Origin of the sequence: Streptomyces noursei ATCC 11455 (assembly GCF_001704275.1) — a bacterium.
GTDB lineage: Bacteria > Actinomycetota > Actinomycetes > Streptomycetales > Streptomycetaceae > Streptomyces > Streptomyces noursei.
On record NZ_CP011533.1, the window covers coordinates 3,828,567 to 3,841,515 of the forward strand.

Genomic DNA, 12,949 nt, shown 5'->3' on the forward strand with positions numbered 1-12,949 from the left:
GCCGTCGCGCCCGCCCGGCCGGCCGCACGCATCCCCCACATCGCATCCACAGGCAGGAGCATCACGTGGCTACCGTTCCCGCGGAGCTGATCAGCCGGGCACAGGCGTGGCTGGCCGAGGACCCCGACCCGGAGACCCGGGAGGAGCTGGCCGGGCTCATCGAGGCGGACCGGCACGAGGAGCTGGCGGCGCGGTTCGCCGGCACCCTCCAGTTCGGCACCGCCGGGCTGCGCGGCGAGCTGGGCGCCGGCCCGATGCGGATGAACCGGTCGGTGGTCATCCGGGCCGCGGCCGGCCTCGCCGCATACCTGAAGGACAGCGAGCCGGACGGTGGCGGGCTGGTCGTCATCGGCTACGACGCCCGCTACAAGAGCGCCGACTTCGCGCGGGACACCGCGGCGGTCATGGTCGGCGCGGGTCTGCGTGCGGCGCTCCTGCCCCGCCCCCTGCCGACCCCCGTGCTGGCGTTCGCCATCCGGCACCTGGGCGCGGTGGCCGGGATCGAGGTGACCGCCAGCCACAACCCGCCGCGGGACAACGGCTACAAGGTCTACCTGGGCGACGGCTCGCAGATCGTGCCGCCCGCGGACGGCGAGATCGCCGACCGGATCGCCGCGGTCCGCTCGCTGGCCGACGTGCCCCGCCCCGAGGCCGGCTGGGACACCCTGGACGACAGCGTCCTGGCCGCCTATCTGGAGCGCACCGACGCGGTCCTCACGCCCGGCTCCGCCCGCGACATCGACGTCGTCTACACCCCGATGCACGGCGTCGGCCGGGACACCCTGGTCGCCGCCTTCGCGCGGGCCGGCTTCCCGGCCCCGACGGTCGTCGCCGAGCAGGCCGAGCCGGACCCGGACTTCCCGACGGTCGCCTTCCCCAACCCGGAGGAGCCGGGCGCGATGGACCTCGCGTTCGCCACCGCCCGGTCCCGGGCCCCGGGCAGCGTCGACATCGTCATCGCCAACGACCCGGACGCGGACCGCTGCGCCGTCGCCGTCCCCGCCCCCGGTACGCCGGAGGGCTGGCGGATGCTGCGCGGCGACGAGGTCGGCGCGCTGCTCGCCGCGCACCTGGTGCGCAAGGGCGCCGCCGGGACGTTCGCGACGACGATCGTCTCCTCCCAGCTGATGTCCCGTATCGCGGACGGTGCCGCGCTCCCCTACAAGGAGACGCTGACCGGCTTCAAGTGGCTGGCCCGGGTGGACGGCCTGCGCTACGCCTACGAGGAGGCGCTGGGCTACTGCGTCGACCCCGAGGGCGTCCGCGACAAGGACGGCATCACCGCCGCCCTGCTGATCACCGAGCTGGCCGCCGAGCTGAAGCAGGCCGGCCGCGGCCTCGCCGACCTCCTCGACGACCTGGCCGTGGAGTTCGGCCTGCACGCCACCGACCAGCTCTCGGTGCGGGTCACGGACCTGTCGCTGATCTCCGACGCGATGCGCCGGCTGCGCGCCGAGCCGCCGGTGGCCCTGGCGGGCCTGTCGGTGGCCCGCGCGGACGACCTGAACGCGGGCAGCGCCGACCTCCCGCCGACCGACGGCCTGCGCTACTACCTCGCGGGCTCCCCGGCGGACGGCATCGAGGCGGCCCGGGTCGTGGTCCGGCCCAGCGGCACCGAGCCCAAGCTCAAGTGCTACCTGGAGGTCGTGGTGCCGGTGGCCGACGCGAGCGGCCTGCCCGACGCCCGCGCCAAGGCGACGGCCACCCTGACGGCGCTCAAGAAGGATCTGTCGGCGGCGGCCGGCATCTGACGCATCGTCAGGACATGACGGCGGGGGCCGGGCTCGTGCGAGCCCGGCCCCCGTTCGCCGTCCCGACGCCCCGCCGGGCGGCGAAGCCGGAGGGCGGCGACGCGCCCTACAGCGCCAGCATCACCGCCAGCCCCACCGCCCCCACCAGGCTCGGCACCAGGACCGCGTACGACCAGCGCACCCGCGGCTCGCCCCGGGCGGTCTCCCGGTGGGCCGCCCGCTCCTTGATCTCGCGCAGTTCGGCGAGGGTCTGGTCGGCCATCGCCTTGGGGACCGGTCCGGCGTCCACGTTGAGCCCGAAGCGCGGCCGGTCGGCGCCGGCACCGCGCGCCGCCTGCCGGGTGGCCTTCTTGCGCTGGCGGAGGGAGACCGGAATGGCCCACAGCTGGTACTTGGCGCCGGCGCCGGTGACGACCTCGGCGGAGAACGTCGCACGCAGGCCCTCGACGGCCGACCAGGGCAGCGCGATGGTGCGGAACGGGTTGCGCACCAACAGCCGGTCCTCGCTCGCCCGGACCAGCGGCCGCAGCGAGAAGGCGGCGACCAGCGGCACCCCGAGCAGCAGCGCGAAGAGCGCGGTGAGCCTGGTGGCGGCGGTGCCGCGCAGCAGCGCGTCGACGCCGAGCCAGAGGCCGAGCAGGATGAGCAGCGCGCCGCCGACCAGGGCCGCCGGCGAGCGGTAGCTGCGTTCCGCGTACTGCTGCGGCGGCGAGGTGGACCGTTCCGGGCTCGTCATGCCGCCGATTCTGCCCGACCGTCCGGATGCCGGACATTGCGTTACGGCATCAATGCGGACGCCGCGCGCATCCGGCCGTTCCCAGGCGGTTCCGGCCGGGGGCTGGCATGTCGCTACGCGCGTAGATATGCTCCCCTCGTGACCATGCCCACCACTGTTCCCGCATACGGCAAAGAGGCCGCGGGGCGCCTGGCGTCGATGGCGGACGTGACCGCCTCGGACGGAGCGCTGCGCCGCTTCCTGCACGGACTCCCCGGCGTCGACGCGGTAGGGCTCCAGGCCCGCGCCGCCACGCTCGGCACCCGCTCGATCAAGACCACGGCGAAGGCGTACGCCATCGATCTCGCCATCTCGATGATCGACCTGACGACGCTCGAAGGCGCGGACACCCCCGGCAAGGTCCGGGCGCTGTGCGCCAAGGGCGTCCACCCCGACCCCACCGACCGCACCGCGCCCAAGGTCGCCGCGATCTGTGTCTACCCGGACATGGTCGCGACCGCCAAGGAGGCGCTCGGCGACTCCGGCATCCACGTCGCCTCGGTCGCCACCGCCTTCCCGGCGGGCCGGGCCGCGCTGCCGGTCAAGCTGGCCGACACCCGGGACGCGGTGGCCGCCGGCGCCGACGAGATCGACATGGTGATCGACCGCGGCGCCTTCCTCTCCGGCCGCTACCTGGAGGTCTTCGAGGAGATCAAGGCCGTGAAGGAGGCGTGCGCCCGGCCCGACGGGAGCGCCGCGCACCTCAAGGTCATCTTCGAGACCGGCGAGCTGCAGACCTACGACAACGTCCGCCGGGTCTCCTGGCTGTCGATGCTGGCCGGCGCCGACTTCATCAAGACCTCGACGGGCAAGGTGGCGGTGAACGCCACTCCCCCGGTCACGCTGCTGATGCTGGAGGCGGTCCGGGACTTCCGCGCCACCACCGGCGTCCAGGTCGGCGTCAAGCCGGCCGGCGGCATCCGGACGACCAAGGACGCGATCAAGTACCTGGTGATGGTCAACGAGACGCTGGGCGAGGAGTGGCTGACCGCCGACTGGTTCCGCTTCGGTGCGTCCAGCCTCCTCAACGACCTGCTGATGCAGCGTCAGAAGCTCAGCACCGGCCGCTACTCCGGCCCCGACTACGTCACGGTGGACTGACCATGACCTTTGACTACGCACCGGCGCCCGAGTCGCGCTCCGTCGTGGACCTCGCGCCCTCCTACGGGCTGTTCATCGACGGCGAGTTCGCCGAGGGCGCGGGCGGCGGCCTGCGCAAGACCGTCTCGCCCGCCACCGAGGAAGTGCTGGCCGAGTACACCCAGGGCACCGCCGAGGACGTCGACCGCGCGGTGCAGGCGGCCCGCAGGGCGTTCGAGAAGTGGTCGGCGCTGCCGGGCGCCGAGCGCGCCAAGTACCTCTTCCGGATCGCCCGGATCATCCAGGAGCGCTCGCGCGAGCTGGCCGTCCTGGAGACGCTCGACAACGGCAAGCCGATCCGCGAGGCGCGGGACGCCGACCTGCCGCTGGTGGCCGCGCACTTCTTCTACTACGCGGGCTGGGCGGACAAGCTGGGGCACGCGGGCTTCGGCCCGGACCCCAAGCCGCTGGGCGTGGCCGGCCAGGTCATCCCGTGGAACTTCCCGCTGCTGATGCTGGCGTGGAAGGTCGCTCCGGCGCTGGCCTGCGGCAACACCGTCGTCCTCAAGCCCGCCGAGACCACCCCGCTCTCCGCGCTGTTCTTCGCGGACATCTGCCGCCAGGCCGGGCTCCCCAAGGGCGTCGTCAACATCGTCACCGGTGACGGCTCGACCGGCGCGTCGCTGGTGGCGCACCCGGGCATCGACAAGGTCGCGTTCACCGGCTCCACCGAGGTGGGCAAGGCGATCGCCCGCACGGTCGCCGGTACGGACAAGAAGCTCACCCTCGAACTGGGCGGCAAGGCGGCCAACATCGTCTTCGACGACGCAGCCGTGGACCAGGCAGTCGAGGGGATCGTCAACGGGATCTTCTTCAACCAGGGGCACGTGTGCTGCGCGGGCTCCCGGCTGCTGGTCCAGGAGTCGATCCAGGACGAGCTGCTGGACGCGCTCAAGCGCCGGATGGCCACCCTGCGGGTCGGCGACCCGCTGGACAAGAACACCGACATCGGCGCGATCAACTCCGCCGAGCAGCTGGCCCGGATCACCGAGCTGGCCGCCGCGGGCGAGGCCGAGGGCGCCGAGCGCTGGTCCCCGTCCTGCGAACTGCCCGGCTCCGGCTACTGGTTCGCGCCGACGCTGTTCACCGGCGTCACCCAGGCGCACCGGATCGCCCGCGAGGAGGTCTTCGGCCCGGTGCTCTCGGTGCTGACCTTCCGCACGCCGGAGGAGGCGGTGGCCAAGGCCAACAACACCCCCTACGGCCTGTCGGCGGGCATCTGGACCGAGAAGGGCTCCCGGATGCTGTGGATGGCGAACCAGCTGCGCGCGGGCGTCATCTGGTCCAACACGTTCAACAAGTTCGATCCGGCCTCGCCGTTCGGCGGCTACAAGGAGTCCGGTTTTGGTCGCGAGGGCGGCCGGCACGGTCTGGAGGCGTACCTCAATGTCTGAGCGTCTGAGCGTTCTCAAGACCTACAAGCTGTACGTGGGCGGGAAGTTCCCGCGTTCCGAGAGCGGCCGGGTGTACGAAGTGACGACAGCAACTTCAGCTGCTGACGCGGCGGGCAAGGGCACCTGGCTCGCCAACGCCCCGCTGGCCTCCCGCAAGGACGCCCGGGACGCGGTGGTCGCCGCCCGCAAGGCGTTCGGCGGCTGGTCGGGCGCCACGGCCTACAACCGCGGCCAGATCCTCTACCGCGTCGCGGAGATGCTGGAGGGCCGCCGGGAGCAGTTCGTCGCCGAGGTGGCGGACGCCGAGGGGCTGTCGAAGGCCAAGGCCGCGGCGCAGGTGGACGCGGCGATCGACCGCTGGGTCTGGTACGCGGGCTGGTCCGACAAGGTCGCCCAGATCGCCGGGTCGTCGAACCCGGTGGCGGGGCCGTACTTCAACCTCTCCGCCCCGGAGCCGACCGGTGTGGTGGCCGTGGTGGCCCCGCAGGAGTCGTCGTTCCTGGGCCTGGTCTCGGTGCTCGCCCCGGTGATCGTCACGGGCAACACCGCGGTGGTCGTCGCGGCGGAGCGGGCCCCGCTGCCGGCGCTGTCGCTGGCCGAGGTGCTGGCCACCTCCGACCTGCCGGGCGGAGTGGTCAACCTGCTCTCCGGCCGGACCACGGAACTGGCCGCTCCGCTCGCCGCCCACCAGGACGTCAACGCCCTCGACCTCACCGGCGCCGACGCCGAGTCGGCGAAGGAGTTGGAGACGGCGGCGGCCGACAACCTCAAGCGGGTGCTGCGCCCGCGGGCACAGGACTGGTCCGCCGACCCGGGCACCGACCGGCTGCTGGCCTTCCTGGAGACCAAGACGGTGTGGCACCCGATGGGGGTCTGACGCCCTCCGGCCCCCGTCCGGGCCGGCAGGGACGAACGGCGCGGGACCTCGCCCCTGGGGGCGGGTCCCGCGCCGTTCCGCGTGGCCGGGGCGGCGGGCCGTCAGCCGGGCAGCAGCCCCATCGCGGTGCCGGTCACCGGCAGGCTCCGCAGCGAGCCGCCCTTGGTCACCGGGTCGGTCACCTGCTTGGTGCTCACCGGCTTGAAGTCGGCGACCTGGGTGCCGACGCCGTTGTCGAGCGGGTCGACGCCGGTGTTGTTCATCGGGTCCAGCTTGAGGTTCTTGACGGGACCCAGGCCGCGGCCCGTGGAGTCCGTCATCGCGCGGGTCAGGGCGTGCCCCACGACGCCGTCTTCGGCCGCGGGCCGGTGCGGGGCGGCCGCGCCGCCGGGCATGGGGGCGGCCGCGCTCGCCGCCGCCGCGCCGCCCGTGAGTGCGGCGCCGGCCGCGGAGATCACCAGCCCGGCGCGCAACACGCCGCGGGGAACGCGGCTGGGCTTGGGACGTGCGTGGGAGGGCATCTGTGCCACCTGCCTGTGGATCGGGAGCGGAGCGGACGTACGGATGTCGCCCTCTACGGGGCGAGCCGTCCGAGCCGGCTGTGTAATCGGTCGATTGCGTAGCGTAGTTGAGCGGTGGCGGGGGTTCCACCTCGCGCGCCAGGGGTACCCCTCCCGGCGCAATGCCCGACAATGAGTACCCGTGAATTCCCACTCGCCCGCCCGGGCCACCGCCCGGGTCCTCCTGTTGACCGGCCCCTCCGGCTCCGGAAAGACCTCGCTGGCCGCGCTGACCGGTCTGCCCGTCCTCAATCTCGACGACTTCTACAAGGAGGCCGCGGACCCCTCGCTGCCCCGACTGCCCGACGGCGGCGGCGCGGACTGGGACTCGCCGCTCTCCTGGGACGCGGGCGCCGCGGTCGCCGCCATCGAGGAGCTGTGCCGCACGGGGCGGACCGCGGTGCCGGTCTACGACATCGCGACCAGCGCCCGGACCGGCGCCGCCGAACTCGCGCTCGACGGGGCGCCGCTGTTCATCGCGGAGGGCATCTTCGCCGCCGACGTCATCGAACGGTGCCGGGAGGCCGGGCTGCTGGCCGACGCGCTGTGCCTGCGCGGGCGTCCGACCACCACGTTCCGGCGGCGGCTGGCCCGGGATCTGCGGGAGGGCCGCAAGCCGGCGGTGTATCTGGTGCGCCGGGGGCTGCGGTTGCTGCGCAGCGAGCGGACGATCGTGGCCCGGCACACCGCGCTGGGCGCCCATCCGTGCGCCCGGCCGGAGGCGCTGGCCCGGATAGCGACGGCGCGGACCGAGGACCCGGTGGAGGCGGCCGCGCGGCCCTGAGCGGACCGGCGGGCGCCGACCGGCGGCGTGCGCGTACACGGAAGAGCGGGTTCGGACAGACCCCCCGGCCGCCCGAACCCGCTCGCTTCCCCCGTGTTCCCCCGTACCCCCCTCGGGCTCTCCCCCCGGATCCCCCTCGGGCGTTACCCCCCGTCCTCAGGCGACCAGTGCGCCGAAGGACTCCTCCTCGTCACGGCCGAAGCTGAGGACCTCGTCCTCGCGCAGCCGGCGCAGCGAGCGCCAGATGCTGGACTTCACCGTGCCGACACTGATGTTGAGGATGTCCGCGATCTCCGGGTCCGTGCGGCCCTCGTAGTAGCGCAGCACCAGCATGGTGCGCTGCGTCTCGGGCAGCCGGGCCAGCGCCTGCCACAGGACGGCGCGCAGCTCGGTGCCGCGCATGGCATCCGTGTCAGCGGCGGTCTCGGGCAGTTCCTCGGTCGGGTACTCGTTGAGCCTGCGCCGGCGCCAGGCGCTGATGTGCAGGTTCGTCATGGTGCGGCGCAGGTACCCGCCGAGCGCCGCCTTGTCGCTGATCCGGTCCCAGGCCCGGTAGGTCGAGAACAGCGCGCTCTGCAGCAGGTCCTCGGCCTCGTAGCGGTCACCGGTCAGGTGGTACGCCGTGGCGTACAGGGAGGCGCGGCGTTCCTGGACGTAGGCGGTGAAGGCCGCTTCGGCCTCGGCCGCTTCCGTCGCGGTGCGCCGGTCCCCCGTCTCCCTGTACTCCACTCCCCCGTCGGTGCTCTCCTGGCCCCCGTTTCCCCCGTTGGGCCCCTTGGGCACCACCATCGCGTCAATGGCCACCATGTACGGCGGCCGCTGACGCCCGGTGCCGCGAGCGCACCCCCGCCCTCCCCCAAACCCTCGGCTTCGCTCGGGCAGGGTGGTACCCCCGTCGGCACCGGACTTCTCCTGCCCGATGTCGTGGAGCCGCGTGACGACTGCGCCGGATGCCGTGCCGTGCAGGGTGTTCTTCATCGTGCTGCCCCCCGTCGATCGAGCCAGTTCGTTCGGTGTGTCCCGGTCGAGATCCCGCCTCTGCGGTGTTGATCTCTCCCGGCTGACCAAAAGACTGCCAACCCAGTTTCATCGCGTTGTCCGCCGACTGTCACAGGCGTGTCACAGGGGTGATCGCGGTCCGGCGTGGCTCCGATGGGGGCACCTCCCTGCCCGAGCGGAGCCGAGAGCTTGGGGGAGTGCCGGGCGGCCACCGGTCGATCTCCCGGCGTCCCATGGGCCAGAATGGCGGGCGTGCCTTTCCTGTTGCTGATCGAGGACGACGACGCCATCCGCACGGCCCTCGAACTCTCGCTGTCCCGCCAGGGTCACCGTGTGATGACCGCGGCGACGGGCGAGGACGGCCTGAAGCTGCTGCGCGAGCAGCGGCCGGACCTGATCGTGCTGGACGTGATGCTGCCCGGCATCGACGGCTTCGAGGTGTGCCGGCGGATCCGGCGCACGGACCAGCTGCCGATCATCCTGCTCACCGCGCGCAGCGACGACATCGACGTGGTGGTGGGCCTGGAGTCCGGCGCGGACGACTATGTCGTCAAGCCGGTGCAGGGCCGGGTGCTGGACGCCCGGATCCGGGCGGTGCTGCGGCGCGGCGAGCGGGAGTCCAGCGATTCGGCGACGTTCGGCTCGCTGGTGATCGACCGGTCGGCGATGACCGTCACCAAGAACGGCCAGGATCTGCAACTGACGCCGACCGAGCTGCGGTTGCTGCTGGAGCTGAGCCGGCGGCCGGGGCAGGCGCTGTCCCGGCAGCAGCTGCTGCGGCTGGTGTGGGAGCACGACTACCTCGGTGACTCGCGGCTGGTGGACGCCTGTGTGCAGCGGCTGCGCGCGAAGGTGGAGGACGTCCCGTCCTCGCCGACGCTGATCCGCACGGTCCGCGGTGTCGGCTACCGACTGGACGCGCCCCAGTGACGGCAGGGAGCACGCACGGCGGCGGGGCCGGGGAAGAGAACATGGGCGCGGAGGACGACGCACCGTCGTCCGGCGGCCGGCTCGGGCGGCTGCTGCGCCGGGCCGCGGGCCTGCTGCGCCTGACGAGTCTGCGGCTGCGGCTGGTCGTGGTGTTCGCGCTGGTGGCGCTCACCGCGGCGGTCTCGGCGTCCGGCATCGCGTACTGGCTCAACCGCAACACGGTCCTGGACCGCACCCAGAACGCCGCGCTGAAGGACTTCCGCAAGTCGCTGGAGGACAGCGCCCACACGCTGCCGCTGCACCCGCAGTGCTCCGAACTCCAGGACGCCGCACGGCAGATGGCGGCCGGCCCGCAGAACTACGCGGTGCTGCTGATCGGGGTGGACCGCGAGGGCAAGGAGTGCGCGGCCACCACCGAGAAGGACCTGCTGACGCTGCAGGGCGTCCCGCAGTCGCTGCGCAACGCCGTCGAGCAGGTGCGCCCGGTCGACGAGAACAACCACGCCACGCACCACCTGTACTGGCAGCGCAAGGAGGTCGGGGACGTCCCGTACCTGGTCGCCGGGGCGAAGGTGATCGGCGGCGGGCCGACCGGCTACATGATGAAGTCGCTGGCCACCGAGCGGCAGGACCTGACCTCGCTGGGCTGGTCGCTGGGGATCGCGACCGCGCTGGCGCTGGTCGGCTCGGCGCTGCTGGCGCAGGCCGCCGCGACGACCGTGCTGCGGCCGGTGCAGCGGCTCGGGCACGCGGCGCGGCAGCTGGGCGAGGGACGGCTGGACACCCGGCTGCGGGTGACCGGCACCGACGAACTGGCCGATCTGTCGCGGACCTTCAACCGCACCGCGGAGCGGCTCCAGCAGCGGGTCGAGGAGCTGAGCGGGCGGGAGGCGGCGTCCCGCCGGTTCGTCGCCGACATGTCGCACGAGCTGCGGACGCCGCTGACCGCGATCACCGCGGTGACCGAGGTGCTGGAGGAGGAGGCGGACTCCCTCGACCCGATGATCGCGCCGGCCGTGCAGCTGGTGGTCAGCGAGACCCGGCGGCTGAACGACCTCGTGGAGAACCTCATGGAGGTCACCCGCTTCGACGCGGGCACCGCCCGGCTGGTGCTCGACGACGTCGACGTCGCCGACCAGGTGACCGCCTGCATCGACGCCCGGGCCTGGCTGGACGCGGTGGAGCTGGACGCCGACCGCGGCATCGTGGCCCGTCTGGACCCGCGGCGGCTGGACGTCATCCTGGCCAACCTGATCGGCAACGCCCTCAAGCACGGCGGTTCGCCGGTGCGGGTGTCGGTCCGCACGGAGCCGGCGGAGCCCGCGGCGGCGGTGCCGGCGACGGAGGGCGCTGAGCCGGCCGAGGGCCCGGCGGCGGAGGCCGGCCCCGACGAGGAGGCGGCCCGGTTCGAGCAGGGGCGGGAGATCGCCGGCGGGGAGCTGGTGATCCGGGTGCGGGACCACGGTCCGGGCATCCCGGAGGACGTGCTGCCGCACGTCTTCGACCGCTTCTACAAGGCGAGCGCGTCCCGCCCGCGGTCCGAGGGCAGCGGGCTGGGCCTGTCGATCGCGCAGGAGAACGCGCACATCCACGGCGGCCGGATCAGCGCCGCCAACCACCCCGAGGGCGGCGCGGTGTTCACGCTGCGGCTGCCGATGGACGCCTCCCGACTGGCCGACGACGACCGGCCGACGGACCGCGGACAGCGGCCGAAGGGCGCCGGCGAGGGCACGGAGGGCAGGCGGTGATCCGGCCCTCCCGGCCCGCTGCCGCACGGCGTGCGGCAGCGGTGACCGTCCTGGCGCTGGCCGCCGCCGGCTGCGGGATCCGCGGCACGTCCGTACCGGTCGACGCGGGCGACGCGCCGTCGCGGGTGAGCTGTCACGCGCCGGAGGCGGGCGCGCCGGTGGTGGAGCGGGTCCGGGTGTATCTGGTGTGCGGTTCGACGCTGGTCCCGGTGGAGCGGGCGGTGCCCCGTCCGCAGGGCACGCCGGGGGCCGCGGTCCGGCTGCCCGCGGCCCGTGCGCTGCTGGCGGAGTTGCAGAAGCCGCCGACGGCCGAGGAGACCCGGGCCGGTTTCACCAGCGCCGTGCCCGAGGCACTGCAGGTGGACGGGCCGCGCGCCGGGGACGCCCCGGAGGCGCTGCGGCTGTCCGTCGAACCGGACGACCTGCCGTCGTTCGCGCTGGCGCAGCTGGTGTGCACCTACGGGCGGAGCGCCGCGCTGGGCCGTACCGGGGGCGCACTGCTGGGCGGCCCGGGCGGGGCGGCGGCGCACCGCTACGACTGCTCGCCGGACGTGCAGGCCAATCCGAACGTCGCCCAGCAGGCGGGCTGGGGCGACCCGCAGTCCCAGGAGGGTTAGGGCGCTTCTGACGGATCTCCGCGGCGCTTCCGGCGCAAGACGGGCGCAACGGGGCGGAACCGTGGCCCCCGCAACCGGCGTCCTGGCCTGTGTGCAGCGTCATGGCCCCGGCGATACCGTCGCCCCCCGTTTGCGCGCCGCGGGGATTCTCCTCCTCGTGGTGCATCTGCTGATCGTCGGCTGGCTGATGTTGGTTCCCCGCACGGTGCCCTGGGTGCCGGCCGCGAATCTGGAGCCGCTGGCGTCGATCCATGCCGAGCTGGCGCGGGGCGGCTGGTCGGCGGTGTGGCACCTGGGGGCGCCGGTGCTGATGCTGGCGCCGCTGGGGGTGCTGCTGCCACTGGCCGGCGGGCGCCTGGACGTCTCCCCCCTGGGTTCGATGGCCCGTACGGTCTTCGGCGGCGCGATGATCTCGCTGACGATCGAGCTGTTGCAGACCGCGGTGCCGGGGCAGGTGCCGGACGTCGACGCGGTGCTGCTGAACACGCTCGGGGTGGCACTGGCGCATCTGCTGATCGTCCCTGGGGCCCGGTCGCGGCTCCGCCGGCGGGACGAGCGGCACAGGGGCACGACCCCGAGAATCCCCAGGGTCGGCCTGGCCCCGCAGGCTGACGTTTTCTCCGGCGGCCGGACCTACTTTTGAGACATCGGGGCAACCGCCCCGGATCGTCGAGAAGGAGTAGCCCGACATGGCCGCCGCACTGGTCCGCCCCACCAACAACCGCATGATCGCCGGTGTCTGCGCCGGCCTCGCCCGCCGCTTCGGGACGTCCCCGGCGACGATGCGGGTGATCTTCCTGCTCTCCTGTCTGCTGCCCGGTCCGCAGTTCCTGGTCTACCTGGCGCTGTGGATCCTGCTCCCCTCGGAGGACAAGGCGCGCAGCGCCGCGGCCTGGTGACCGGGCGCGCCCCGGACATGAGGGTGCCCCGGCCCGTACGGGATACCGCGTACGGACCGGGGCGGTCCTGAAGGGTTGTCCCCTAGGGGACTTCGGGCCGGGTCAGCCGATCGGGAGCTTGGCGACCTGGCCGGTGGGCAGGCCGCCGAGCAGCTGGTTGCCCTTGTGGGTCATGGGGGTCCTGACGTCGTTGCCGGGGCCCTGGTTGCTGGTCACCCCGGAGAGGGTGGTGGCGGCGTCCCTCACCACGCCGTTGGCACCGATCGAGTTGCCCGCCGGGGCAACCGGGGCGACCGGGGCGGCGGAGGCCGTGCCCGCGCCGGTGGCGGCGATGGCGGCACCGAGCGCGACGGCGCCGAGAGTCTTGACCGTTCCCTGCTTCATTGCATTACGTCCTCGTGATGGGGGCTTGACCGGCTAAAAAACCTAGTGATTCGGCCATGGCCGCCGCAAACACTCCCGGCACACCGGAAAA

The 12,949-nt window shown here is 73.4% G+C and carries 14 protein-coding genes; 10 read left to right on the forward strand and 4 right to left on the reverse strand.

The annotated features are described in order from the left end of the window. Positions 1 to 65: 65 nt before the first annotated feature. On the forward strand, positions 66 to 1,751 hold the full coding sequence (locus SNOUR_RS15915; protein ID WP_067347495.1) for a phospho-sugar mutase: 1,686 nt from the start codon (positions 66 to 68) through the stop codon (positions 1,749 to 1,751). A 106-nt stretch (positions 1,752 to 1,857) separates the two neighbouring features. Here the strand turns inward: SNOUR_RS15915 and SNOUR_RS15920 are convergent, their stop codons facing one another. Further along, the gene (locus SNOUR_RS15920) at positions 1,858 to 2,487 is read right to left on the reverse strand and encodes a PH domain-containing protein (protein WP_067347497.1); all 630 of its coding nucleotides are present in this window, start codon (positions 2,485 to 2,487) and stop codon (positions 1,858 to 1,860) included. 144 nt (positions 2,488 to 2,631) lie between these two features. Here SNOUR_RS15920 and deoC point away from each other — a divergent pair, with 144 nt between their 5' ends. From deoC to SNOUR_RS15935, 3 genes are read left to right on the forward strand one after another with little or no spacing between them, the layout of a single operon-like run. Continuing rightward, positions 2,632 to 3,627 (forward strand): deoxyribose-phosphate aldolase, encoded by a 996-nt coding sequence (gene deoC / locus SNOUR_RS15925; protein ID WP_174717961.1) that lies wholly within the window; start codon positions 2,632 to 2,634, stop codon positions 3,625 to 3,627. 2 nt (positions 3,628 to 3,629) lie between these two features. Next, the gene (locus SNOUR_RS15930) at positions 3,630 to 5,060 is read left to right on the forward strand and encodes an aldehyde dehydrogenase family protein (protein WP_067347503.1); all 1,431 of its coding nucleotides are present in this window, start codon (positions 3,630 to 3,632) and stop codon (positions 5,058 to 5,060) included. Further along, complete coding sequence (locus tag SNOUR_RS15935; RefSeq protein WP_067347504.1) at positions 5,053 to 5,937, forward strand: aldehyde dehydrogenase family protein; 885 nt, start codon at positions 5,053 to 5,055, stop codon at positions 5,935 to 5,937. The genes SNOUR_RS15930 and SNOUR_RS15935 overlap by 8 nt, the downstream gene beginning before the upstream one ends. 101 nt (positions 5,938 to 6,038) lie before the next feature. On the opposite strand, the gene SNOUR_RS15940 is transcribed toward SNOUR_RS15935, so the two are convergent. Next, complete coding sequence (locus tag SNOUR_RS15940) at positions 6,039 to 6,458, reverse strand: hypothetical protein (protein ID WP_067347507.1); 420 nt, start codon at positions 6,456 to 6,458, stop codon at positions 6,039 to 6,041. 181 nt (positions 6,459 to 6,639) lie between these two features. On the opposite strand from SNOUR_RS15940, the gene SNOUR_RS15945 reads away from it, so the two are divergent. Continuing rightward, on the forward strand, positions 6,640 to 7,281 hold the full coding sequence (locus SNOUR_RS15945; RefSeq protein ID WP_067347510.1) for a uridine kinase family protein: 642 nt from the start codon (positions 6,640 to 6,642) through the stop codon (positions 7,279 to 7,281). Positions 7,282 to 7,437: 156 nt separating this feature from the next. On the opposite strand, the gene SNOUR_RS15950 is transcribed toward SNOUR_RS15945, so the two are convergent. Further along, positions 7,438 to 8,259 carry a SigE family RNA polymerase sigma factor gene (locus SNOUR_RS15950; protein ID WP_067347512.1) on the reverse strand — a complete coding sequence of 274 codons (822 nt, stop codon included), beginning with the start codon at positions 8,257 to 8,259 and terminating at the stop codon, positions 7,438 to 7,440. 273 nt (positions 8,260 to 8,532) lie between these two features. Here SNOUR_RS15950 and afsQ1 point away from each other — a divergent pair, with 273 nt between their 5' ends. The 5 genes from afsQ1 to SNOUR_RS15975 all read left to right on the forward strand — a co-directional run bounded on the left by afsQ1 (position 8,533) and on the right by SNOUR_RS15975 (position 12,474). Continuing rightward, the gene (afsQ1, locus tag SNOUR_RS15955) at positions 8,533 to 9,210 is read left to right on the forward strand and encodes a two-component system response regulator AfsQ1 (RefSeq protein ID WP_016571665.1); all 678 of its coding nucleotides are present in this window, start codon (positions 8,533 to 8,535) and stop codon (positions 9,208 to 9,210) included. A gap of 41 nt (positions 9,211 to 9,251) precedes the next feature. Beyond that, on the forward strand, positions 9,252 to 10,958 hold the full coding sequence (locus SNOUR_RS15960; RefSeq protein ID WP_067347515.1) for an ATP-binding protein: 1,707 nt from the start codon (positions 9,252 to 9,254) through the stop codon (positions 10,956 to 10,958). Further along, positions 10,955 to 11,575, forward strand: a complete 621-nt coding sequence (locus tag SNOUR_RS15965; RefSeq protein WP_067347517.1) for a hypothetical protein — start codon at positions 10,955 to 10,957, stop codon at positions 11,573 to 11,575. Before SNOUR_RS15960 ends, SNOUR_RS15965 begins: the two co-directional genes overlap by 4 nt. A 157-nt stretch (positions 11,576 to 11,732) precedes the next feature. After that, positions 11,733 to 12,218 (forward strand): VanZ family protein, encoded by a 486-nt coding sequence (locus SNOUR_RS15970; RefSeq protein WP_067347520.1) that lies wholly within the window; start codon positions 11,733 to 11,735, stop codon positions 12,216 to 12,218. Positions 12,219 to 12,264: 46 nt separating this feature from the next. After that, on the forward strand, positions 12,265 to 12,474 hold the full coding sequence (locus SNOUR_RS15975; protein ID WP_067347522.1) for a PspC domain-containing protein: 210 nt from the start codon (positions 12,265 to 12,267) through the stop codon (positions 12,472 to 12,474). Between the two features lie 102 nt (positions 12,475 to 12,576). Here the strand turns inward: SNOUR_RS15975 and SNOUR_RS15980 are convergent, their stop codons facing one another. Beyond that, a complete protein-coding gene (locus SNOUR_RS15980) occupies positions 12,577 to 12,858 on the reverse strand; it encodes a hypothetical protein (protein WP_067347525.1) in 282 nt (93 codons plus the stop codon). Positions 12,859 to 12,949: the final 91 nt, after the last annotated feature.

Coding starts and splice junctions, on each gene's coding strand:
- deoC (WP_174717961.1), top strand. CDS start 2,632: ATGCCCACCACTGTTCCCGCATACGGCAAAGAGGCCGCGGGGCGCCTG.
- SNOUR_RS15920 (WP_067347497.1), bottom strand. CDS start 2,487: ATGACGAGCCCGGAACGGTCCACCTCGCCGCCGCAGCAGTACGCGGAA.
- SNOUR_RS15980 (WP_067347525.1), bottom strand. CDS start 12,858: ATGAAGCAGGGAACGGTCAAGACTCTCGGCGCCGTCGCGCTCGGTGCC.
- SNOUR_RS15940 (WP_067347507.1), bottom strand. CDS start 6,458: ATGCCCTCCCACGCACGTCCCAAGCCCAGCCGCGTTCCCCGCGGCGTG.
- SNOUR_RS15935 (WP_067347504.1), top strand. CDS start 5,053: ATGTCTGAGCGTCTGAGCGTTCTCAAGACCTACAAGCTGTACGTGGGC.
- SNOUR_RS15975 (WP_067347522.1), top strand. CDS start 12,265: ATGGCCGCCGCACTGGTCCGCCCCACCAACAACCGCATGATCGCCGGT.
- SNOUR_RS15930 (WP_067347503.1), top strand. CDS start 3,630: ATGACCTTTGACTACGCACCGGCGCCCGAGTCGCGCTCCGTCGTGGAC.
- SNOUR_RS15960 (WP_067347515.1), top strand. CDS start 9,252: ATGGGCGCGGAGGACGACGCACCGTCGTCCGGCGGCCGGCTCGGGCGG.
- SNOUR_RS15950 (WP_067347512.1), bottom strand. CDS start 8,259: ATGAAGAACACCCTGCACGGCACGGCATCCGGCGCAGTCGTCACGCGG.